The sequence below is a fragment of the Rhodanobacter sp. DHB23 genome, from assembly GCF_014842975.1.
GTDB lineage: Bacteria > Pseudomonadota > Gammaproteobacteria > Xanthomonadales > Rhodanobacteraceae > Rhodanobacter_A.
Window position 1 is genome coordinate 284,250 of record NZ_JACYXK010000025.1, and the last position, 21,970, is coordinate 306,219.

A 21,970-nucleotide genomic window follows, 5' to 3' on the forward strand; every position below is an offset into this window, starting at 1 on the left:
GGTGCGCGGTGCCGCGCCGTGGTTGCCCTCATTCTTCCGCGCCGTCGCCCTTGAACGCGCCCGAAGCGGAACCGAAATCGCCATCCGCCTGCGCCGCCATGTACGACCACGCCGCGTAGGCCGCCACGTTCTGCGCCAGTTCCTTCGGATCGACCTTGTCCAGCGTGTCGTTGCTGGTGTGGTGCCAGTCGAAGTAATGCGTGGCGTCCTGGTCGAGGGTGAGCGCGGCCATGCCCTTGGCGTGCATGGCGCCGAGGTCGGAGCCGCCGCCGCCGGGACGCCCGGGGTCGTAGGCCACGCCCAGCGGCTTGAGCACGTCGGCGATCTGCTCGATGGCGTGCCGCGCTTCGGGCTTCACGCTGGCGCTGATGCGGTACACCTTGCCGGCGCCGAGGTCGGAGTCGGTGCCGAGCATGAAGTCCGTCACTTCCTTGGCGTGCCTGTCGGCATAGGCGCGCGCGCCCCACAGGCCCATTTCCTCGTTGGCGAAGGCGATCACCCGGATGGTGCGGTCGGGGCGCTGCGGCAGGTCGTGGATCAGCTTGGCGGCGGCCATCGAGATGGCGACGCCGGCGCCGTCGTCGATCGCACCGGTGCCCGGGTCCCAGGAGTCCAGGTGGCCGCCGATCGCGACGACCTGCTCGGGATGCTTGCGGCCGGTGATCTCGCCGATCACGTTGGCGCCGGTGTATTCGCCCACGACGCCGCAGTCGAGGTCGAGCTGCACCGTCACCGGCTTGCCGTAGGCCAGTTCGCGTTCGAGCTGGTCGGCGTCGGGATTGGAAAGCGCCGCGGCGGGGATCGCCTTGGCGGGATCGCGGAAGCCGGTGACGCCGGTGTGGGCGATGCGCTCGTGCGCGTCGGTGCCGGCCGAGCGCAGCAGGTAGCCGGCCGCGCCCTTCGCGGCGGCAATCACCGGGCCGGCCACGCGTACCATCGAACCCATGCCGTAGTCGTGGCCGTCCTGGCTGCGCTGCATGCGGTAGCCGACGTAGACGATCCTGCCCTTGATCGTGGCCGGGTCGGCGGCTTTCAGCGCGGCGATGCCGTCGAAGGCGACCACCTGCGCGGTGAGCCCGCCCTTGGGCGTGCCCGGGGAATAGCCCAGCGCGGTGAGCACGAGGTGCTGCGGGAACGGCGCCACGATGGAGCCGCTCTCATGGCGGCGCACCCACAGCGGATAGGTCGCCGGCTCGGTGTAGACCTTGTCGAAGCCCAGCGCCTTGAACTTCGCCACCGCCCAGTCGCGGCCGCGCTGGTCGTTCGGACCACCGGCCAGTCGCGGGCCGACCTCGGTGGTCAGCGATTGCAGCACGGCGTAGGCGGTGCCGTCGCCGAGCGCCTTGTCGCGCAACTGCTCGGCCGTCTTTACGGCCGAAGCGGGAATGGTGGTGTCGGCGGCGCTGGCGGCGCCGGCGGCAAGCAGCAGGCTGGTGGCGAGCAGGGTGGGGGCTGGGTGGCGCATGCGGTTTCCCGTGGCGTTGACTAGTGGTTCCCTCTCCCTCCGGGAGAGGGTGGCGGCAGCCGGGTGAGGGTCCGGGCGGAGCGAAGTGTCGGTGGCTTGCGCAAGACGTCAGCAGCACGCTTGATGCCAGTAGAGCGCCTGGGCCGAGTCCTCGCCCCCGACCCCTCTTCCTCGCTCCCCAAGGCAGGGCCATCCATGGCCCTTCCTGTGTCCGGAGGGAGCGGGAAGAAGTGCGCGGCTTACTGCTTGTTCTTGAGCAGGTCGCGGATTTCGGTGAGCAGGGCCACGTCGGCCGGCGGTGCGGCGGGGGCTTCTTCCTTCTTCTTCTGCAGCCGGTTCATCACCTTGATGACCATGAAGATCGCGAAGGCAACAATGATGAAGGTGATGACGGTGTTGATGAAGCTGCCGTAGTTGATCGCCACTTCGGCGATCTTGTGCTTGGGGTCGCTGTCGTCAGCCGGCTTGAGCACCCATTTCATCGCCGAGAAGTCGATGCCGCCGGTGAGCACGCCGATCGGCGGCATGATGACGTCGCTGACCAGCGAGCTGACGATCTTGCCGAATGCGCCGCCGATCACGATACCGACGGCCATGTCCAGCACGTTGCCGCGCATGGCGAATGCCTTGAATTCCTGCATCATGCCCATTGCTGCTACTCCCCGAGTGATATGCCGGTTGGCCGGGAAACTCTAGCGCAGCAGATGCCGTTGCAGCATGAATCGGACAGGCAGAATCTTCTGAAATCTCAGGCGATGCGGCCGCCCAGTTCGGCGTAGCCGCGCAGTTCGGCGTGGAAGCGGTCGCCCCGTGCCAGCGCCGCCACGCCGGCCGGCGTGCCGGTGAACACCAGGTCGCCGGGCTTGAGTTCGAACAGCGTGGAGAGCGCGGCGAGGATGTGCGGCACGTCGTGGATCATCTCGCCCAGCCGCGCGTGCTGGCGCAGGGTGCCGTTCACGGTGAGGCGCAGCTCGGTGTCCGGGCCGGGCAAGGCGCCGGCCAGCAGGCGCAGCGCCGACACCGGCGCGGAGTGGTCGAAGGCCTTGGCCACGTCCCAGGGATGGCCCTTGGCCTTGGCCTGCGCCTGCAGGTCGCGGCGGGTGAGGTCCAGCCCCACGCCCACGCCCCATACCAGTGCGGCGGCGCTTTCCACCGCCACGTCGCGGCCACCGCCGCCCAGCGCCAGCACCATCTCCACTTCATGGTGGAGCTCGTTCGTGAGGGTCGGGTAGGGGACGTCGCTGCCGTCGGCCACCACGGCGTCCGCCGGCTTGCAGAAAAACATCGGGCGTCCGGTTTCCACCGCGGCGCCCATTTCCTTCGCGTGCTCGGCGTAGTTGCGGCCGATGCAGAACACGCGTCGGACCGGGAAGCGCTGCGTGCTGCCGAACACCGGCAGGCTGGGCGTGGGGGGCGGGGCGATGACGTAGTCCATGCCGCCTAGCGTAGCGCCTCGCGGGCGCCGGATGACAGCTGTCACGCGCGATGCCTGATGCCTGCTCATGTCGGCAACGCCATGCCGGACCTACCGTATCCGGGATGAAGCCATCAAGGGGACTGCGGTGAGCAACACCGACCTGCTGAAGGAATTGCGCATCGAGCGCCACCAGCGCGAGGCGCACGACGGGCGCCCGCCGCGCTGGCCATGGATCGCCGGCGCCGGGGCGCTGTTGCTGGTGCTGGCCGGCGGCGCCGCATGGTGGGCGACCAGCCATCGCGCGATCGTGGTGCAGACCGTCGCGGCGGTGTCGCCGGCCAGCGACCCGGGGGCCGGCGCGGTGCTGCAGGCCACCGGCTACGTCACCGCGCGGCGGCAGGCCACGGTGTCGGCGCAGATCACCGGCACGCTCACCGAGGTGCTGATCGAGGAAGGCGACCACGTGAAGCAGGGCCAGGTGCTGGCCCGGCTGGACGACAGCGCCTACCGGGCCGCGCTGGACGCGGCCAAGGCGCAGGCTGCCGCCGCGCACGCGCTGGTGCTGCAGTACCAGGTGCAACTGGCCCAGAACGAGCGCGACGCCGCCCGCCAGCAGTTGCTGGCCGCGCAGGGGCTGGTGCCGAAACAGACGGCCGAACAAGCGCGAACCCTGGCCGAGAGCACGCGCGCCCAGCTGGTCTCGCAACAGAAGACCGCCGTTTCGGACGACGCTCAGGTGACCCAGGCCCAAGTCAACTTCGACTACTGCGTGGTGCGCGCACCGTTCGACGGCGTCATCACCACCAAGGACGCCCAGGTGGGCGAGATCATCTCGCCGTTCTCCGCCGGCGGCGGCTTCACCCGCACCGGCATCGGCACCATCGTCGACATGGATTCGCTGGAAGTGGACGTGGACGTCAACGAGGCCTACATCGGCCGCGTGAAGCCCGACATGCCCGCCGAGGCGGTGCTCGATGCCTACCCGGACTGGAAGATCCCGGCCCACGTGATCGCCATCGTGCCCGCCGCCGACCGCGGCAAGGCCACGGTGAAGGTGCGCGTGGCGCTGGAGCGGAAGGACGCGCGCATCGTGCCCGACATGGGCGTGCGGGTGTCCTTCCTCGAACAGAAATCGACGGGCGTGGCGCAGGCGCCGCAGGGCGTGCTGGTGCCGGCCAGCGCGATCGTGCAACGCGACGGCCGCAGCGTGGTGTTCGTGGTCGCCGGCGACAAGGCGCAATTGCGCGCAGTGCAGCCGGCGGCGCAGGGCTACGGCGACCTGAAACTGGTGCCGGACGCCCTGCGGGCGGGCGACGCGGTGGTGCTGTCGCCGCCGGCCACGCTGCGCGACGGCGCGGACGTCCAGACCGAATCACCCAAACCATAGCCTTTCCGTAGGAGCGCACCCCCGTGCGCGATGGCTTTTGCTTCGATCGACATCAGGGCCATCGCGCACAGGGTGCGCTCCTGCACGCCAGCAAATGCATTCACCGGAGGCAAACCATGGACACGTTGATCCAGATCCGCGACCTCTCCAAGGTCTACCAGCGCGGCAAGCAGAAGGTCGAGGTGCTGCACCACATCGACCTCGACATCGCCGAGGGCGACTTCCTCGCGCTGATGGGACCGTCGGGTTCGGGCAAGACCACCCTGCTCAACCTGATCGGCGGCCTCGACTCGCCCAGCGCCGGCAGCATCGGCGTGGCCGGTGCGCGCATCGACCGGCTCGGTGGCGGCGCGCTGGCGAAATGGCGCGCGGCCAACGTCGGCTTCGTGTTCCAGTTCTACAACCTGATGCCGATGCTCAGCGCGCAGAAGAACGTCGAGCTGCCGCTGCTGCTCACCCGGTTGTCCGGTGCGCAGCGCAGGAAGAATGCGGCCATCGCGCTGCAGCTGGTGGGGCTGGCCGAGCGCGCCTCGCACAAGCCCGGCGAATTGTCCGGCGGCCAGCAGCAGCGCGTGGCGATCGCCCGCGCGATCGTCTCCGATCCCACCCTGCTGGTCTGCGACGAGCCCACCGGCGATCTCGACCGCCAGAGCGCGGAAGACGTGCTCGGCCTGCTGCGCACGCTCAACCGCGAGCACGGCAAGACCATCGTGATGGTCACCCACGACCCCAAGGCCGCCGAGTACGCGAACCACACGCTGCACCTGGACAAGGGCAGCCTGGTCGAGCAGGTAACGGCATGAGGACGGCGCCATGAAATATTTCCATCTCATCTGGGCCGCGCTGTTCCGGCGCAAGTCGCGCACCTTCCTCACCCTGGTGTCGATCATCGCCGCGTTCGTGCTGTTCGGCCTGCTCGATTCGGTGCGGCAGGCCTTCGACGCGGGCGACAGCGTGGCCGGCGCGGGCCGGCTGATCGTCAACTCCAGGATGTCCATGCAGCAGCCATTGCCGGAAAGCCTGGGTGCACGCATCGCCGCGGTGCCGGGCGTGTCGGCGGTGGCCTCGGCGAACTGGTTCGGCGGCATCTACCAGGATGCGCGCAACCAGGTCATCAGCTTCGCGGTGAGCCCCAGCTACCTCGACCTGTATCCCGAGCTGTCGCTGCCGGCGGACCAGCGCGCCACCTGGGACAAGACGCGCACCGGCGCGGTGGTCGGCGCCGCGCTGGCGAAGAAGTACGGCTGGAAGATCGGCGACAAGATCCCGCTGCAATCCACCATCTGGCTGTCCAGGTCCAGCGGCAGCAACACCTGGACCTTCGACATCGTGGGCATCTTCCACGCGAGGGACCCGCACGACGTGGGGCGCGAGCAGATGCTGATGTTCCACTGGAAGTACTTCGACGAGAACAGCGCCTTCGGCTCCGGCACCGTGCACTGGTACGTGGTGAAGGTGGCCGACCCGGCGCGGGCCGACGCGGTGGCCAAGGCGATCGACGCGGTCTCCGCCAACTCCGACCACGAGACCAAGGCGCAGACCGAGCAGGCGTTCCAGGCCTCCTTCATCAAGCAGCTGGTGAACATCGGCCTGATCGTCAGCGCGATCATGGGCGCGGTGTTCTTCACCCTGCTGCTGCTCACCGGCAACACCATGATGCAGGCGGTGCGCGAGCGCACCTCGGAGCTGGCGGTGCTCAAGACGATCGGTTTCTCCAGCCGCAGCGTGCTGGCGATGGTGCTGACCGAAGGCGTGCTGATGCTGCTGCTCGGCGGCGTGATCGGGCTGGCGCTGGTGTCGTTCATCGTGCCGCTGATCGGCGCCGCCAGCGGCGGCATGGTGCCGGTGCATGCGGTTTCCGGCAGCACCTGGTCGGCCGGCGTGCTGCTGATGGTGCTGATCGGCGTGGTGGTGGGCCTGCCGCCCGCGTGGCGCGCGATGCGCCTGAACATTGTCGACGCCCTGAGCGGCCGGTGAGGAGCACGCCATGAAGAAAATCCTGATCAATCTCGGCTTGCTGGTGCTGGTCGTGCTGGCGCTGGTGGCATGGACGGCACTGCCGTGGTTCGGCGTCGTGGCGCTCGCCGTGGCGCTGGCGTCGTGGATGGTGCTCACGCGCAGCGGCCGCCAGGCCGGTTCGGTGACCGCGGTGGGCATCGGCACGCTGCGCCAGCGGCTGGGCTCGTCGTCGGTGATCGTGATCGGCATCGCCGGCGTGGTCGGCGTGCTGGTCGCGCTGCTGGCGATGGGGCAGGGCTTCCAGGCCACGCTGCAGAGCGGTGGCCGCGACGACACCGCGATCGTGCTGCGCGGCGGCTCGGTGTCGGAGGCGCAGTCGGTGCTGACCCGCGACGACATCGATGCGATCGAGCAGGCGCCGGGCATCGCGCGCGGCAGCGACGGCAAGCCGCAGGCCTCGGCCGAGCTGGTGGTGACCGCCAGCCTGCACAAGAAGGGCTCCGACGACGATGCCAATGCGCAGCTGCGCGGCGTGGACGACGCGGCCTGGGCCCTGCGGCCGAAGCTGAAGATCGTCGCGGGACGCGCGTTCAAGCCCGGCCTCAACGAACTGGTGGTGGGCCAGGGTGCACGGCGCGAGTTCGCCGGCCTGGACGTGGGCGACGAAGTGAAGCTGGGCCAGCAGGACTGGAAGGTGGTCGGCGTGTTCGCCAGCGGCGACGCCTACGATTCGGAACTGTGGGCCGACCGGCAGGAGGTGGCGGCGGCCTACCGCCGCGGCAACAGCGCCGAATCGGTGCTGGTGAAACTCACCGGCGCGGCGGCGTTCGAGCCGTTCAAGGCGGCGCTGGCGGTCGATCCCAAACTGAAGGTGGAAGCCGATACCACGCGCGAGTTCTTCGCACGCCAGTCCGAAACCCTGGCCAGCACGATCCACGTGGTGGGCATCACCGTCGGCCTGATCATGGCCATCGGCGCGGTGTTCGGCGCACTCAACTGCATGTTCGCCGCGGTGGCTTCGCGTGCCCGCGAGATCGCCACCCTGCGTGCCATCGGCTTCCGCGGCGTGCCGGTGGTGGTGTCGGTGATGCTGGAGACCATGCTGCTGGCCCTCGCCGGCGGCCTGCTCGGCGCCTTGCTGGTGTGGCTGGTGTTCGACGGCTACACCGCCTCCACGCTCAACGGCTTCAGCGACGTGATGTTCCAGTTCAAGGTCGGTGCCGCGCTGATCTGGATGGGCCTGAAATGGGCGCTGGCGATCGGCTTCGTCGGCGGCCTGTTCCCCGCCGTGCGCGCCGCGCGGCTGCCGGTGACCACGGCGTTGCGCGAGCTGTGATCGAACGTCGACTGCAGGCGTGCACCCTGTGCGCGATTGCTCTGGTGCTTCGATCGAAGTGCAAGGCCATCGCGCACAGGGTGCGCGCCTACGGCATCACCGGCGGCACGTAGGTGAGCGTCAACCCAAGCAGCCACAGCAGGCCCAGCACCAGCGGCACGTGCACCAGGAGCTGCACGAAGGTATAGCCCACCACGTCGCGCGCCTTGAGGCCGAGCACCCCGAGCAGGGGCAGCATCCAGAACGGGTTGATCAGGTTGGGCAGCGCCTCGGCCGCGTTGTACACCTGCACCGCCCAGCCGAGATGCACGTGCAGGTCGTTCGCCGCCTGCATCACGTAGGGCGCCTCCACCAGCCACTTGCCGCCGCCGGAAGGCACGAAGAAGCCGAGGACGGCGGAGTACGTGCCCATCACCGCGGGGAAGCTGTCGGTGCTGGCCACGTGCACGAACAATTGCGACAACCGGTGCGCCAGCGTCACGCCGCCCGAGCCTTGCGCATGGGTGAGCAGGGCGGCGATGCCGCCGTACAGCGGGAACTGGATCAGCACGCCGGCGGTGCTCGGCACCGCGCGCGCCACCGCATCGAGGAAGCTGCGCGGGCGCCAGTGCAGCAGCAGGCCCACGGTGAGGAACAGGAAGTTGTAGGTGTTGAGGTTGGCGATCGCGCCCACCACCGACCTGGTGGCGAACTCGTGGCCCAGCCAGCCCAAGCCCAGCAGGCCGATCAGCACCGCCAGCAGCGGGCTGTATTCCAGCCATTCGCCAGGGCGCTGGCGCGGCGGCAGTTGCGGCACGGCGGTCGCTTCGCTCACGCCGAAGTAGTGCGCCGTGCGCGCGTTGCGATCCGACGGTGCGGTGAACCAGCACACCAGCAGCGAGGCGGCGACCAGGCAGGCGGTGAGCGCGAAGGATTGCCACAGGAAGATCGTGCTGGTGAACGGAAGCACGCCGGTGACCGCGAGCAGGCCGGGCGGCATGCTGGCCGGATTCGCCTGCAACTGCGCCGCCGACGAGGACAGGCCCATCGCCCACACCGCGCCGAGGCCGAGATACGCCGCCGCCCCGGCCGCGCGGTAGTCCATGCGCAGGTCTTCGCGCCGCGCCAGCGCGCGCACCAGCAGGCCGCCGAACACCAGCGAGAAGCCCCACGACAGCAGCGAGGCCAGCATGCTCACCAGCGCCACGTAGCAGACCGCGCCACGGCCGCTCCTCGGCACCCGCGCCAGCAGGTCGATGAAGCGCGCCACCACCGGCGCGGTGGCTACCACGTAGCCGCCGATCACCACGAAGGCCATCTGCATGGTGAACAGGATCAGGCTCCAGAAGCCGTCCCCGAACGCATTGACCGCGGCCACCGGCGTGCTGCCGAAAGCCAGCGCGGCGATCGCCACGATCACCACGCCCAGCGCCGCGAACACCCAGGCATCGGGGAACCAGCGCTCCGACCATGCCGCGCAGCGCAGCGCCAGGCGCGCCATCAGGCCTTCGTTCGTCGAGTTCATGCCGTGCCCCGTGCGATGTCCGGGGCATGGTGGCGCGGCACCAGCGAACGGGGCAAGCCGACCAAGGTCGAGGCGCACCATCTGTAGGAGGCACCCTGTGCGCGATGGCTTTTGCTCCGATCAAGCATCAAAGCCATCGCGCACAGGGTGCGCTCCTTACGCCGTCCGTCTCTGATTCGCCAGCGTGATCGCTGCCACGCCGAGCAGGATGATCGCCATGCCCGCGATCTCCGGCAGCCCGATGCGCTCGCCCGCCAGCAGCATGCCGAACAGCACCGCCACCGGCGGGTTCACGTAGGCATAGCTGGTGGCGAGCACCGGCCGCGCGTGCCTGAGCACGTAGAGGTAGGCGCTGAAGCCGATCAGCGAACCCACCACCACGAGGTAGGCCAGGGCAAGGTTGGCGTGCAGCGCGGGATGTGCGGGCAGGCGCTCGCCGCCGCCGAAGCCCATCAGCAGCAGCGACGCGCTGCCGCACAGCATCTGCGCGGCGGTGTTCATCGGGCCGGCCGGCATGTCCTGCTGCTTGCTCCACGCCGAGCCGAACGCCCATGCGGCAGCGGCCACCAGCAGCGCGAACGCGGCGAGGCGCGAACCCGCGAGATCGCTGCCGAGATTGAGCACGACCACGCCCGCGAAGCCGATCGCGAGGCCAAGCAACTCGAGCCGGTTCGGCCGGTGCCCGTACCAGCTGCCGAACAGCGCGGCGAACAGCGGCATGCTGGCCACGGCCACCGCGGCAATGCCCGAGCTCACCCTTTCTTCGGCGAAACACACCAGGCCGTTGCCAAGGCCGAGCAGCAGCACGCCGACGAAGGCCGCGTTGCGCCACTGCCGCGGCGTGGGCGGCGCCATGCCGCGCAGGCGCAGGAAGCCGAACAGCAGCACGCCCGCGATCAGGAAACGCACGCCGGCCAGCAGGAACGGCGGCCATCCTTCCAGCGCAAAGCGGATGGCGAGATAGGTCGAGCCCCAGATCACGTACAACGCCAGCAGGCCGAGCGGCACCAGCAGGCGGGAGCGGTCGACGGCGGCGGTGGCCGTGCCGTGGGCGGTGGCGTCGTTCATGGCGGGAGTCGGCAGGATGCATCGCCATCGTGGCGGGGTGCGCATGATGGCCGAGGCGCATGCCAAACGACAGCGGCGACGGGGCAGGCCAGGTCTGGGGAATCCGATGCCGGGGCGGCAATGCGCATCAACCCCGGAACTGGCGCGATCAGTGCGCGACGGGCCCTTGGCGGATCACCACGAACTCGCCTTCCAGCACCTCCGGTGCCGGCTTGCCCGGCCGGGCCGCGGAGGCCAGCGGCGCGCGCGGCCGTTTCCACTGGCGCCACGCCAGCCACACGCCGCCGCCAAGCAGCAACACGCCGGCCAGGGCCAGCCCGAACACCAGCAGCACGCCGACCACGGTCACGCCTACCAGCAGCGACAAGGCACGCGCCAGCGGGTGGCGGAAGCGACGGGGCGAAGGCAGGCTGAGGCGCATGTGTTAAAAATCCGTGTGCTAAAATCAAGGACTTACGCGAGCAACGATGAGGCCATCCGGCCCGCAGGACAAGTGCCGATGGACACCTTTTCCACTACCTCCATGCTTTGCCGCCTGGACGAGATTCCCGATGGCGGCGCCACCGCGATCGAAGGCGTGGCGGCGGCCGATGGCGAAAGCGTGATCGTCGCGCGCCGCGGTGGCGAGGTGCGCGCCTGGCTCAACATCTGCCCGCATGCCGGCCGTCGCCTGGACTACGCGCCGGGCATGTTCCTGCTCAAGGACGAACTGCTGATCTGCGCCGTGCACGGTGCCAGTTTCGACCGCAACGATGGCGCATGCGTGGCCGGTCCTTGCCGTGGCGAGCGCTTGCGTGCGGTGCCGGTGGATGTCCGGGGCGACGAGGTGTGGCCGGCTCCCGCGGCGTAGAAGCGGACCCGCGCACTACTGTCCCTGCTGCCAGGCCGTGGGTGCAGGCAGAGCCGAGCGCGGCCGTGATCGTTCCTACTGCGTGATCATCTGCAGGTTGTCGTTGAACAGGTCGCTGTCGCGATCGTTGGTCAGCGTGTAGAGCGAGTAGCGGCGAGCCAGGCTGGCGCCGCCGTCGCGGATCAGCGGCTGCCACAGGATGCCGGCGCGGTTGACGGTGGAGCCCGGCAGCATCAGGTCGAACGGGATCGAGATGTAGATGCCCTTGTCGAAGCTGCCTTCGCCGTACTGCGCGCCGTCGACGTTGGTGAAGGTGGCGTAGGCGCCCATGCGCACGCCATTGCGGAATTCCTTCGACACGTCGAAGGTGACGCCATGGTCGCCGGCCAGGTAGCGTCCCAGGCTCACCGCGACGGTGATGTGGTTCACCGGAGTGTCGTAATAGGCGGTCACATGGCCGGTGGCCACGCGGTAGCCGCGGAACGAGAAGTTCTGGTCGAAACCGCGCTGCTGCACCCAGGCGCCGTCCGCGCCGAAGGCCCAGCGTTCGCCGAGCGGCCGATACAGCACCTCGCCGCCCACGCCGCCGAACATGCTTTCCAGCATGCCCGCATAGGCCATGCCGTACCAGTCCTGGCCAAGGCGCTCGGCATCGGTGAACTGGAACACCGGCATGGTGATGCGCGAATCGGTCAGGTACTGGCGGATGTCGGTGCGCACGCGCGGCAGGTCGCTGGGCGCGTCGTAGGTGAACTTGTCGTAGTTGTTGATCAGGTTGCCGCTGACCACACCGCTCCACCAGAAGTTCGACGTGAAGTGGAAGTTGGCCTCGTAGTTCGCCGCGATCTGGTACAGGATGAACGCGTTCGGTCCGCCCAGCGACTGGCCGTAGGTGATGGACGCGCCACCGTCGAACCGCTTCAGCGGCGGCTGGTAGAGCACCTGCTCCTGTTGGGGCAGGGGCTGGTCCTGTTCCACGTTCAACCGGAAATCGTCCAGCGCGATGCGATGGTTCAACAGGTCGTCGAAACGCTGGCGGTCCACGCTGGTGTCGACGACGGGCAGGCTTTCGCGGGTGGATTCCACCGTGTACCAGGTGATGTCCGGCCCGAGCTGGTTGTCCAGCACCCGCGCGGTACGCCCCATGGCCTTGGCGGGGTAGAGGTATTTCATCTGCTCGCCGGTGATCACCAGTTCGCTGCCGCGTCTGGCGATCTTCGTGACCTTCAGGCCGGCGTTGTCGCGCAGTTGCTCGTCGACCTTGGCCCAGTCCACCTTGTCGGCAGTCGGGTGCGTGGCCGCCGGTTGCGGCGGTGGCGGCGGCGGGTCGAGCACCTTGGCCGGAGGCGTGTGCTCGGCCAGGTTGGTATGCAGGGTCAGGTTGAACATGGCGGTGTTGCCACGTTCCCATGCCGCGCTGAGGTCCACGCTGCGGTTCAGGCGATACACGGCGCCGATGTTCACCGGCGTGCTCTGCGGCTGGTTGTCGCCCATCGGCTCGTGCTTGTAGTTGTTGCCCTCGTATTCCACCTTGATGATCAGCGGCTGCCAGGGCGTCTGGTAGCTGAAGCCGCCGAAGAACGCCGCGCGCCCGCGGAAGTATTCAGTGGAACTGAACTCGCCGCCGCTGCCGACATTGGGGGGAGGGCGGACGCTGAACCTGCTGCTGATGAAGTCGAACGGGTTGGAGATGTCGCCGCGTCCGCCCATGTAGCCCCAGGCCAGGCCCAGGCTCGCGTCAATCGGCCCGAAGCGTTTGCTGCTCACCACGTATTCGCTGGAGAACAGGCCGGTACCGCCCACGTCGCGGATGCCTACCGCCAGTGCGGGAATGTAGCGACTCTCGTCCCAGAACCGCACCTTCACGTCGATGGACTTGTCCTTGTAGGACTGCGTGCCACTGAGCGATTTCGGACCATACAGCCGGTTGCTGATGTCGGAGTAACGGATGATGCCCTCAAGCCAAGGGAGCGGCTGCAGGGTGAAGTTGTAGCGCGTATAGGGAGTGGCGCGGCTGGCGTCGAAACCCACTTCACCTGCGTCGGCCATGCGCGCCGTCGGCGTCTGCCACAGGCCGGCGCCGCCCCAGTCGCTCTGGGTCGGGGCATTCGGTGGATCGGTGTCGTCGGCCATGACGGGCGCTGCGATCAATAATCCCGCCAACAGGCAGGCGCGTGGGCAGGCCCTGGGCAGGCGGTGCGGGGGGCGGAAGCGCAGGCACTTCATGGTGCCGTCCCCGGGCCGGGCAGGAGTTGGGTGGCGAGGAAATCGGCCATGTCATGGTTCAGTGTGTCGTCCACGGCACCCGCGATGCGTGCGGACAGGGGCACGTACACCAGTGCGCCCGGCGCCAGCGGCAACGGGGTGGATCGGTTCCAGAGTGCCACGCCCCGGCGGAACACCTGTCCGTCGGGCTGGATCACGTAGACCCAGTCGCGGTCCGCGCCATGGGCCAATGGGCATTGGGCGAGGTAGCCAAGGGCATTGCGTAGCGGCTGCAAGGGCAGCGTGCAGGGCGATTGCACGGCTCCGACCACGCGGATGGTGTCGGGACGCAACGGATAGAACAACCGGTCGCCGGGCAGCAGCGGCAGGTTGGCGTCGGCATTGGTTTCCACGGCCCGCGGAGCCAGCAGTGCCGGTTCGCGCCCGGTCACCGGCAACATGGCGGTAGCGTTGCGCAATTGGCCGACGGTATCCGCCAATGCGGTGTCGCCGCGTTGCATGGCGCGCAGGTGCAGCTGGTCGAGGTCAAACAGGATGCCGACCTTGAGTCGCTCCTGCGGCACCAGCAGGGAGGGACGCAGCCAGGCCGCCCCCAGCAGATAGGCCTGTGGCTGCACGTCGGCCGCCAGCGCCGCGTTGCTGAGTCGTGCGCCATCCTTGAGCGAAAGCGTGCCCGGGCGATTGACCGCGCCCCCCACCTGGACCTGCAGCCCGGCGTGCGCGAGCAGCGCGTTGCCGGCCAGGAACAGCCCAAGTACCGTCGCGAAGGAACGTTTCATGACGGCTTCCCGCGGCGGGGGTGCAACTGCACCAGGGTGATCGGATACCCGGGGGCTACCTGCTGCACGCTCTTCCACACGAAGCCATCGGCGGGATCCACCCAGTAATGATTGGTGGCATGCCAGCCGGCGGCGGGAGCATCAAGCTCCTCATCGATGCGCAGCACGTCATGGGACTGGCCCAGGATATCGAGTTGCGCGCTGCCGGCCGGGGTGAGGCGGGCATGCACCGGGACGCCGTAGCGATAGCCGGGGGACCAGTCCACGGTATACGTGTATTCCACCGGCGCGCTCAGGTGCTGCAGGCCGCGAATGAACGGATTGTCGGCAGGCTGGTGCAGGCCATCCAGGTTCTGCGGCATGCCGGCGGTCCCGGTCAATTGGCCATGCTCCAGGAAAACCACCACGTGGTGGCTGCCGTACCAGTCCTCCCGCGCGCCGTCGACGTTGCCGAGGATCAGCACGGCATGCCCGTCACGCGTGCTGGCCGCCAACTGGTAGTAGGGCAGGGCAGCCACCGTGGCGGCGGTCGGGGCCTGGTGGCGGTGCTGGTTGACCAGCAATTTCACCGCATCCACCGAGGCGGAAGAAACGGGTGTACACCCGGTCTGCACGGTCACCGCAAGCGCGGCCAGCAACCCTATCGCGGCACCGCGGTGTCGCGGTAGGGCGTGTTCCGTAGGGCAGCCTGGCGCACGAGGGGTGGCGTTCTGTCGCGGCGAGGGCATCAAACCGCAAGCCCTCAGTTGCCGTTGGCGTGGTCGAAGTAATACTGCGACGTAGAGACCGTGCTGAGCGCGGTCGCCAGCGGCAACACCTGGTTGAAGAAGCGGTTCCAGCGGGTGACGCCGGCGGCGCCAACGAAGACCACGTCGCCTGGTTTCACCTTGAAATGGTCGGCCAGGGCAAAAGCCGCCGGTGAGTCGGCATTGAGTTCGTATACGGTGGCGGGCGTGGTCTCGATGTCCTTGGCGCCACGGATCACGTAGACAGCCTTGCCCTTCGCGGTAGTCTGGTTGAGGCCGCCGGCCCGGCCAAGCGCCTGCGTCAACGTGAGGCTGGCCGTCTTGAAGGGAATGGCCATCGGGCGGTTGATCTCGCCCAATACATAGGCTTCCTGGCGATCGTTGTAAGGCAGGTAGAGGCGGTCGCCATCCTTGAGGTAGATGTTCTCGGCCAAGCTGTTGCCGGGATCGAGCTGGTCCAGGTCGAGGTGGTAGACGTGGCCATCGCGGGTCAGCATCAGATCGGAAATGTTGGCCTGCCCGGGGCTAACGGTGGCGGCACCGATCGCCTGGGCCAAGGTCAGCGGCACGGCCGTGATCGGCAGCGGGAGGGTTTTCTCAAAAGCCCCGTTCACCATCACGTGCTGGCTGTCGTAACCGATCACGTTGACGTCTACTTGAGGCTTTTCGACATAGGTGGCCAGCTTGTCCCCAATTGCCTTGCGCAATTCCTCGATGGTCATGCCGGCGACCTTGAGCTGACCCACATAGGGATAGAACAGGGTGCCGTCGGAGCGCACCAGACGACCGTTCGCCGCCGTCTGTTGCTGCGGGCCGGCTGGTGAAGTCAACTCCGGGTGATCCCACACGGTGATGTACAGCGTGTCGCCGGCACCTATGCGGTAGGGCTCGGGCTTGTACGCCAGCAGCGTAGCGGGAACGGTACGGCTGTCTGCGGTCGCCTGATCCATAGCCAGCAGCTTCGGGGTGATCGGCACCAACTGCACGTGGCCGTTGTCAGCCTCGTTGCCGCGGGTCAGCGAGCCGGTGGCCAGATGCTGGCCGGGTGCCCAAATGCACCCTCCAAGCGAGCAGGTCAAAACGGCAACGGCGAGCAAGGAAAGGGTTTTCATGGTGAATTAAGAGGCCATGGCTGATTTTTACGCAGACAACAAAAACCGTGCCGGACACGTCCAGCACGGTTTGCACAATCATTCGGCAGAACTCAGTTGGTACCCGTGGTTCCAGTCGTGCCAGTCGTACCGGTCGTGCCAGTGCTGCCGTTGTTGCCAGTCTCGTTGCCATGGTTGCTGCTGCTGGTGGCGCCAGCGATCACGGCGACAGCTACGACACCCATGCCGATGTAGGTGGCGTCAAGCACACCTTGGGAAACATCACTGGCACCATTGGCGCCCGGCAGATCAGTGGCAGGCTGGCTCTGCTGCTGCGAAGCGGGCTGCGGAGCCTGCTGCGCAAAGGCCTGGCTCGACACGGCTGCAGCGATCAAGGCGATGGACAGGATCTTCATCGTTTTCATGGTTCAGAAACTCCCTGCGATTGGCCCAAGGAGTATAACCACAAAATTCGGGAGGGGGGAACTCGGCCGTGAACCGGGTGTTGAGCTATCACCTCGGTCACGGCGCGGACTGGCTCTGTGACGGGGCGCAGGGATGGAGGTCGGCTTTCCGCTGCCGGGATGGCTCGATGGCCGTGCATGCCATGCAAGGACTGGATTTCCTCCAGGATTTCATTAACGAATCCGTGTTGCCAGTTTGCCAGCCCCCTGCCTTGTTGCGTACCCTACCTGACTTGTGCCGGGGTTCCGGTCTCCATGGAACTGTGGCCAGATCTTCAAGGAGCGAGCCGAACGCATGCTGGATCGCGGCATGGGTTGGACGCCGGCAACCGACAGACGATTGCGTATCACGTGCTGCCGTCGCAGCGCGCGAGGCGAGGAAGCAGGAGAATCCAGTCACCGTGTTTGGAAGGATCTTGACGGTATGCGTGGGCAATATTTGCCGTAGTCCCACCGCCGAATACCTGCTCCGGCAACAAGTTGCACCATGGGGCATCCAGGTGGGGAGCGCCGGGCTGGCCGCCATGGTGGATTCGCCCGTGGAGGCGACCGCCGCCCAGTTGATGGACGAGCATGGCGTGGACAGCTCGATGCACCGCGCACGGCAGGTCACGCCTGAATTGCTGCGTGAGGTCGATCTGGTACTAGGCATGGAAAAGAGCCATCTGACCGCCTTGGCAAACTTGGCGCCTGAAGCCAGCGGCAAGTTGTTTTTGCTCGACAAGTGGGGTGAGGCACGGGATATTCCCGATCCGTATCGGCAGCAGCGCCCGGCATTCGAGCATGTGTATGCGTTGATCGAGCGCGGTGTGCGCAGCTGGCTTCCCTATCTACGGTAGCTGGCCTCGTCTGATCCTGAAGCCGACCCATTTCAGTCATTCCAACCGAAAGCGAACTACATGGCCGCCGCGTCAAGCACACCCTCCCGAGACGACGAAATCGACCTCAACGCCCTGCTGGGCACGGTTCTCGACCACAAGTGGCTGCTCATCGCCGTCACCTCCTGCTTCTTTGTGTTCAGCGTGGCCTATGCCATTCTGGCCACGCCGATTTACCAAGCTACCGCAATGGTGCAGGTGGAGCAGAAAGTCCCAGACTTGCCAGGGTTGAGCGCGATCTCACAGACACTCGGTGCCTCCAGTTCTGAAGACACCACGGAAATTGCGATCATCACGTCTCGCTCGGTGATCGGAAAAGCTGTGGACAATCTTGGGCTCAATGTGGTGGTGGTGCCGCACCGCTTTCCAGTCTTTGGTGGATTTATAGCGCGCCACTTCGTACCTGGCCAATCCGGTGAGGTCGCTGCACCATGGTTGGGCCTCAGCCGGGACGATTGGGGCGGCTCCAAGCTCGATGTATTTCAACTTGATGTTCCAGATATTTTGCTGGGTAAAAAGTTAACTCTGATTGCTGGCGAGCATGGTGCCTATACCCTGCTGGACGTTGATGGCACTGCATTGCTGCGGGGTCAGGTGGGTCAAGTGTCGACTGGTCGTGGTGTGACGATGCAGGTTAAGACGCTAATGGCGAATCCAGGCATGCGTTTCACTGTGGCGCGCAATCGTGAATTGGCCACAATCAACAAGCTGCAGCTGACTGTCGATGCACTTGAGCAAGGCAAGGACTCGGGCATTATTGCGCTGACTTACGAGAATGCTGATCCACAGCTTGCTTCTGACGTACTCGACCAAGTAACCCAAGCCTATGTGCGGCAGAATGTGGAGCGAAATTCCGCGCAGGCTGCCAACAGCCTAAAGTTTGTGAAAGAGCAGTTGCCGCTGGTACGTGAAAAGTTGGAGCAAGCGCAATCGGCACTTAATGCTTATCAGGTAAAGGCGCACTCGGTCGACATCAATCTGCAAACCAAGGGGCTGCTTGACCAGATTGTGGCCGTTGAGAGCAGCATCCAACATTTGGAACTGCAACAAGCAGACATGGAGCGGCGTTTCACCAAAGATCACCCAGCTTATCAGGCACTGATGCAGCAGCTTGGCCAGTTGCAGGCGCAGAAGGCCGGCATGGAAAAACAGGTGGACAATTTGCCGGACACACAGCGTGACTTGTTGCGATTGATGGAGGATGTACAGGTCAGCAACCGCACCTATACAGGCCTGTTGGATCAGGCACAGCAATTGGAAATCGCTCGGGCTGGCACGGTGGGTAACGTTCGTATCGTGGATGCAGCAGCCGTGGATACCACGCTGCCTGTGAAGCCGAAGAAGGCTATCGTGGTGATCGGCGGTACATTCCTTGGCGCACTCCTGGCCGTGGCCTTCATCTTCCTGCGCCAAATGCTCAACCGCGGCGTAGAGGATCCGGCCAACATCGAGGAGCTGGGTTTGCCGGTGTATGCCTCTATTCCACTCAGTAATGATGAGCGGGGTATGTCGGTGAAGGGATTGCATCAGCATGGCGACAGCCGGCAGCACTTGCTGGCGGTAACATCGCCTGCCGATTTGGCGACCGAGGCGCTACGCAGCCTGCGTACCAGCCTGCATTTCGCGCGGCTGGAAGCCAAGAACAATCTGTTGATGATCTCGGGTTCCAGTCCGGACGCGGGCAAGACCTTCGTATCGGCGAACCTTGCTGCGGTGATTGCTCAGGCTGGGCAGACGGTGTTGTTGATCGACGCAGACATGCGCAAGGGCAGCCAACACAAGGTGTTGGGTGGTCGTCCCGAAAATGGATTGTCCGAACTTGTTTCCGGTCAGATTGATTTGGCTGCGGCGGTTCGGCCGGTTGAAGGCGTGGAGAAGCTGCACTTCATCGCGCGTGGCAAGGTGCCGCCGAATCCTTCCGAATTGCTGATGCACACTGGGTTTACCGATCTTCTCAGCAAGGTATTGCCGTTGTATGACTTGGTCATCATCGACACTCCGCCCATCTTGGCGGTTACAGATGCTGCCGTGATCGGCCATCACGCAGGCACCAGCCTGCTGGTGGTGCGCTTCGGATTGAACCAGTCGCGCGAGATTGCACTGGCCAAACAGCGCTTCGAACAGAACGGCGTGCAAATCAAGGGCGCGATCTTCAATGCCGTAGAAAAGCGTAGCGCGGGCTATTACTCCTACGGTTACTACGAATACAAGGCCGCCAAATAAATTTGCGGCGACTTCAAAGAGGCAACATTTCGCCCTGTTATGGGGCGAAGGCACGACAATCTCCCCCCATCTGTCTATAGGGGAGGCGGGTGGAGGCAAGTTCAGGCATGGCACAGGATGGCCGGCCCTCCAAAGGAGCGAGATGTGTGGTGTGAACGCACATCGATGCTCTGGGAGGCGATGTACTTCACCGTGCCTGTTCTCCAACCCACTCGGATCATTCGGACAACGGATACAACATGCAGTCATTGGACAACGCAAAGATCGCGATCGTCGGCTTGGGTTACGTGGGCCTGCCATTGGCAGTGGAGTTTGGCAAGCAATTTGAGGTCACTGGTTTCGATATCCACGTCCAGCGGATCGAGGAGTTGCGCAACGGTTTCGATCACACCCAAGAGACTTCGTCCGAGGAACTGGCCTCGGCAAAGCGTCTGGGTTACACCACGGATCTCGAAGCGCTACGGCAATGCAACGTGTTCATCATCACCGTGCCGACGCCGGTGGACGAACACAAGCGTCCAGACTTCACGCCGCTGATCAAGGCTAGCCAGTCCGTCGGCAAAGTGCTGAAGCGTAGCGATGTGGTGATTTACGAATCAACCGTCTATCCCGGCGCCACCGAGGAAGTCTGTATACCCGAACTGGAACGTGTTTCAGGGCTCAGGTTCAATGTCGACTTCACTGCGGGCTATAGCCCCGAACGCATAAACCCGGGTGACAAGCAGCGCCGCTTGGTCAACATCCCCAAGATTACCTCGGGCTCGACCCCGGAGGCAGCCGAGTTTGTCGACTCGCTCTATCGCCGCATCATCCAGGCAGGCACCCACAAGGCGTCGAGCTTGAAGGTGGCGGAAGCTGCAAAAGTCATCGAAAACACCCAGCGTGACGCCAATATTGCGTTGATCAACGAATTCGCTCTGATCTTCCATCGCTTGGGTATCGATACCACCGACGTGCTCGAGGCGGCTGGTACCAAATGGAATTTTCTACCGTTCCGTCCTGGTCTGGTCGGAGGGCATTGCATTGGCGTCGATCCGTACTACCTGATCCAGAAGGCGCAATCGGTAGGGTATCACCCGGACATCCTGCTTTCTTGTCGCCGCATCAATGATGCCATGGGTCAGCATGTGGCCAGCGAGGTAGTGAAACTGATGATCGGCCAAGGGCACGCGATCAAGGATAGCCGCGTGCTGGTGCTTGGCTTCACTTTCAAGGAGAACTGCCCGGACCTGCGCAATACGCGCGTCGTCGATCTGGTCAAGGAGCTGGAGAGTTTTGGTGCCCAGGTCGATATCCATGACCCATGGGCGGATGCAGTCGAAGCAAAGGCTGAATACGGGTTGGACTTGTTGGCTACCCAGCCAGTGCCTGGCACTTATGATGCTGTGGTTGTCGCCGTGGCACATGATGAATTCAAAGCAGAAGGCAGCGCCGGTATGCGTGCACTGGGAAATCATCGTGCCGTGCTGTACGACATCAAAGGCATCCTGCCCAAGGAAGAGGTGGACGGCCGTCTCTGAAAGGCGTCTGTCCGCTTATCTTCCGCCCGATGCGAGGAAGCGTGTACGCGCGTTGTTGTTGGCCAACCAATTATGTTGCTAGGAAGAACATACATGAAGAATTTCGGTCTGATCGGTGCTGCCGGCTACATCGCTCCGCGCCACATGCAAGCCATTCGGGACACTGGCAACAAGCTGGTGGCGGCGTACGATCCCAATGATTCGGTCGGCATCATTGACAGTTATTTTCCGGACGCCGATTTTTTCACCGAGTTCGAGCGCTTCGATCGGTACGTAGACAAGCTGCGCCGTGCAGATCACGGCAACAAGCTCGACTATGTTTCCATCTGCTCGCCCAATTACCTGCATGATTCACACATGCGTTTTGGTTTACGCTCAGGCGCAGACGTAATCTGCGAGAAGCCGCTGGTACTCAATCCGTGGAACATCGATGGGTTGCTGGAAATCGAACGAGATACTGGCCGCAAGGTGAACACCATCCTGCAGCTTCGCGTGCACCCTGCGATCATGGCGTTGCGCGACAAGGTGCGCGCGGCTAAACGCGGTACCAAGCATGAAGTGGACCTCGCCTACGTCACCTCTCGTGGTCACTGGTACTTGCAGTCGTGGAAGGGGGATGACAAGAAATCCGGGGGTATCGCTACCAACATCGGCGTGCACTTCTTCGACATGTTGCACTTCATCTTTGGCGAGCTCCAGGACAACGTGGTGCATCACTCTGCCGAGACCAAGGCCGCCGGCTACCTCGAGTACGAGCATGCCCGTGTACGCTGGTTCCTGTCGGTGGACGTTGCCGACGTGCCGGCGGCACAGCGTCTGGCGGGTCAGCGGACTTATCGCTCGATTACGGTCGATGGCGAAGAGATCGAGTTCTCAGGCGGCTTTACCGACCTGCATACGCGCAGCTATGAGCGCATCCTTGCGGGCGAAGGTTTCGGCCTGGAGGAGAACCGTACTGCCATTACTGCAGTGTCGACTATCCGCAATGCGCGACCGGTTGGCTTGCATGGCGAATACCATCCGTTCCTGAAAGCCAACTTGGGTTGAGGTGGCAACC

20 protein-coding genes are annotated in these 21,970 nt (G+C 65.2%); 9 read left to right on the forward strand and 11 right to left on the reverse strand.

Annotated elements, in window-relative coordinates; translation table 11 throughout:
* Positions 1 to 28 precede the first annotated feature (28 nt).
* The 3 genes from IHE47_RS08305 to IHE47_RS08315 form a co-directional block, all read right to left on the reverse strand.
* A complete protein-coding gene (locus tag IHE47_RS08305) occupies positions 29 to 1,465 on the reverse strand; it encodes a M20/M25/M40 family metallo-hydrolase (protein WP_192105420.1) in 1,437 nt (478 codons plus the stop codon).
* 239 nt (positions 1,466 to 1,704) lie between these two features.
* The gene (gene mscL / locus IHE47_RS08310) at positions 1,705 to 2,115 is read right to left on the reverse strand and encodes a large-conductance mechanosensitive channel protein MscL (protein ID WP_225561700.1); all 411 of its coding nucleotides are present in this window, start codon (positions 2,113 to 2,115) and stop codon (positions 1,705 to 1,707) included.
* Positions 2,116 to 2,213: 98 nt separating this feature from the next.
* Positions 2,214 to 2,900, reverse strand: a complete 687-nt coding sequence (locus IHE47_RS08315) for a fumarylacetoacetate hydrolase family protein (protein WP_192105421.1) — start codon at positions 2,898 to 2,900, stop codon at positions 2,214 to 2,216.
* A gap of 127 nt (positions 2,901 to 3,027) precedes the next feature.
* Here IHE47_RS08315 and IHE47_RS08320 point away from each other — a divergent pair, with 127 nt between their 5' ends.
* The 4 genes from IHE47_RS08320 (at position 3,028) to IHE47_RS08335 (ending at position 7,564) form a co-directional block, all read left to right on the forward strand.
* On the forward strand, positions 3,028 to 4,269 hold the full coding sequence (locus IHE47_RS08320; protein ID WP_192105422.1) for an efflux RND transporter periplasmic adaptor subunit: 1,242 nt from the start codon (positions 3,028 to 3,030) through the stop codon (positions 4,267 to 4,269).
* A 116-nt stretch (positions 4,270 to 4,385) separates the two neighbouring features.
* Entirely contained in the window at positions 4,386 to 5,072 is a 687-nt protein-coding gene (locus IHE47_RS08325) for an ABC transporter ATP-binding protein (RefSeq protein WP_192105423.1), read from the forward strand.
* A gap of 10 nt (positions 5,073 to 5,082) precedes the next feature.
* On the forward strand, positions 5,083 to 6,246 hold the full coding sequence (locus IHE47_RS08330; RefSeq protein WP_192105424.1) for an ABC transporter permease: 1,164 nt from the start codon (positions 5,083 to 5,085) through the stop codon (positions 6,244 to 6,246).
* A 10-nt stretch (positions 6,247 to 6,256) separates the two neighbouring features.
* Positions 6,257 to 7,564, forward strand: coding sequence for an ABC transporter permease (locus tag IHE47_RS08335; protein ID WP_192105425.1), 1,308 nt, complete (start codon positions 6,257 to 6,259; stop codon positions 7,562 to 7,564).
* An 88-nt stretch (positions 7,565 to 7,652) separates the two neighbouring features.
* On the opposite strand, the gene IHE47_RS08340 is transcribed toward IHE47_RS08335, so the two are convergent.
* The 3 genes from IHE47_RS08340 to IHE47_RS08350 all read right to left on the reverse strand — a co-directional run bounded on the left by IHE47_RS08340 (position 7,653) and on the right by IHE47_RS08350 (position 10,557).
* On the reverse strand, positions 7,653 to 9,068 hold the full coding sequence (locus tag IHE47_RS08340) for a TIGR00366 family protein (RefSeq protein ID WP_192105426.1): 1,416 nt from the start codon (positions 9,066 to 9,068) through the stop codon (positions 7,653 to 7,655).
* Positions 9,069 to 9,224: 156 nt separating this feature from the next.
* Complete coding sequence (gene yedA / locus IHE47_RS08345) at positions 9,225 to 10,136, reverse strand: drug/metabolite exporter YedA (protein ID WP_192105427.1); 912 nt, start codon at positions 10,134 to 10,136, stop codon at positions 9,225 to 9,227.
* A gap of 148 nt (positions 10,137 to 10,284) precedes the next feature.
* Positions 10,285 to 10,557, reverse strand: coding sequence for a hypothetical protein (locus IHE47_RS08350; protein ID WP_192105428.1), 273 nt, complete (start codon positions 10,555 to 10,557; stop codon positions 10,285 to 10,287).
* Positions 10,558 to 10,635: 78 nt separating this feature from the next.
* Here IHE47_RS08350 and IHE47_RS08355 point away from each other — a divergent pair, with 78 nt between their 5' ends.
* Positions 10,636 to 10,986 carry a Rieske (2Fe-2S) protein gene (locus IHE47_RS08355; RefSeq protein WP_192105429.1) on the forward strand — a complete coding sequence of 117 codons (351 nt, stop codon included), beginning with the start codon at positions 10,636 to 10,638 and terminating at the stop codon, positions 10,984 to 10,986.
* Between the two features lie 75 nt (positions 10,987 to 11,061).
* On the opposite strand, the gene IHE47_RS08360 is transcribed toward IHE47_RS08355, so the two are convergent.
* From IHE47_RS08360 to IHE47_RS08380, 5 genes are all read right to left on the reverse strand, one after another.
* Entirely contained in the window at positions 11,062 to 13,119 is a 2,058-nt protein-coding gene (locus IHE47_RS08360; protein ID WP_225561702.1) for a YjbH domain-containing protein, read from the reverse strand.
* An 89-nt stretch (positions 13,120 to 13,208) separates the two neighbouring features.
* Positions 13,209 to 13,991: a capsule biosynthesis GfcC family protein gene (locus tag IHE47_RS08365; protein WP_192105431.1), complete on the reverse strand. Its 783-nt coding sequence runs from the start codon at positions 13,989 to 13,991 to the stop codon at positions 13,209 to 13,211.
* On the reverse strand, positions 13,988 to 14,629 hold the full coding sequence (locus IHE47_RS08370; protein WP_225561703.1) for a YjbF family lipoprotein: 642 nt from the start codon (positions 14,627 to 14,629) through the stop codon (positions 13,988 to 13,990). The genes IHE47_RS08365 and IHE47_RS08370 overlap by 4 nt, the downstream gene beginning before the upstream one ends.
* 104 nt (positions 14,630 to 14,733) lie before the next feature.
* Entirely contained in the window at positions 14,734 to 15,849 is a 1,116-nt protein-coding gene (locus IHE47_RS08375; RefSeq protein ID WP_192105433.1) for a polysaccharide biosynthesis/export family protein, read from the reverse strand.
* Positions 15,850 to 15,941: 92 nt separating this feature from the next.
* Complete coding sequence (locus tag IHE47_RS08380; RefSeq protein WP_192105434.1) at positions 15,942 to 16,253, reverse strand: hypothetical protein; 312 nt, start codon at positions 16,251 to 16,253, stop codon at positions 15,942 to 15,944.
* Between the two features lie 167 nt (positions 16,254 to 16,420).
* Here IHE47_RS08380 and IHE47_RS17975 point away from each other — a divergent pair, with 167 nt between their 5' ends.
* From IHE47_RS17975 to IHE47_RS08400, 4 genes are all read left to right on the forward strand, one after another.
* Positions 16,421 to 17,131: a low molecular weight protein-tyrosine-phosphatase gene (locus IHE47_RS17975; RefSeq protein ID WP_343227460.1), complete on the forward strand. Its 711-nt coding sequence runs from the start codon at positions 16,421 to 16,423 to the stop codon at positions 17,129 to 17,131.
* Positions 17,132 to 17,191: 60 nt separating this feature from the next.
* Positions 17,192 to 19,393, forward strand: a complete 2,202-nt coding sequence (locus IHE47_RS08390) for a polysaccharide biosynthesis tyrosine autokinase (protein WP_192105435.1) — start codon at positions 17,192 to 17,194, stop codon at positions 19,391 to 19,393.
* A gap of 239 nt (positions 19,394 to 19,632) precedes the next feature.
* The gene (gene tviB / locus IHE47_RS08395) at positions 19,633 to 20,913 is read left to right on the forward strand and encodes a Vi polysaccharide biosynthesis UDP-N-acetylglucosamine C-6 dehydrogenase TviB (protein WP_192105436.1); all 1,281 of its coding nucleotides are present in this window, start codon (positions 19,633 to 19,635) and stop codon (positions 20,911 to 20,913) included.
* A gap of 93 nt (positions 20,914 to 21,006) precedes the next feature.
* Positions 21,007 to 21,960: a Gfo/Idh/MocA family oxidoreductase gene (locus tag IHE47_RS08400; protein WP_192105437.1), complete on the forward strand. Its 954-nt coding sequence runs from the start codon at positions 21,007 to 21,009 to the stop codon at positions 21,958 to 21,960.
* The last annotated feature ends 10 nt before the right edge of the window (positions 21,961 to 21,970 follow it).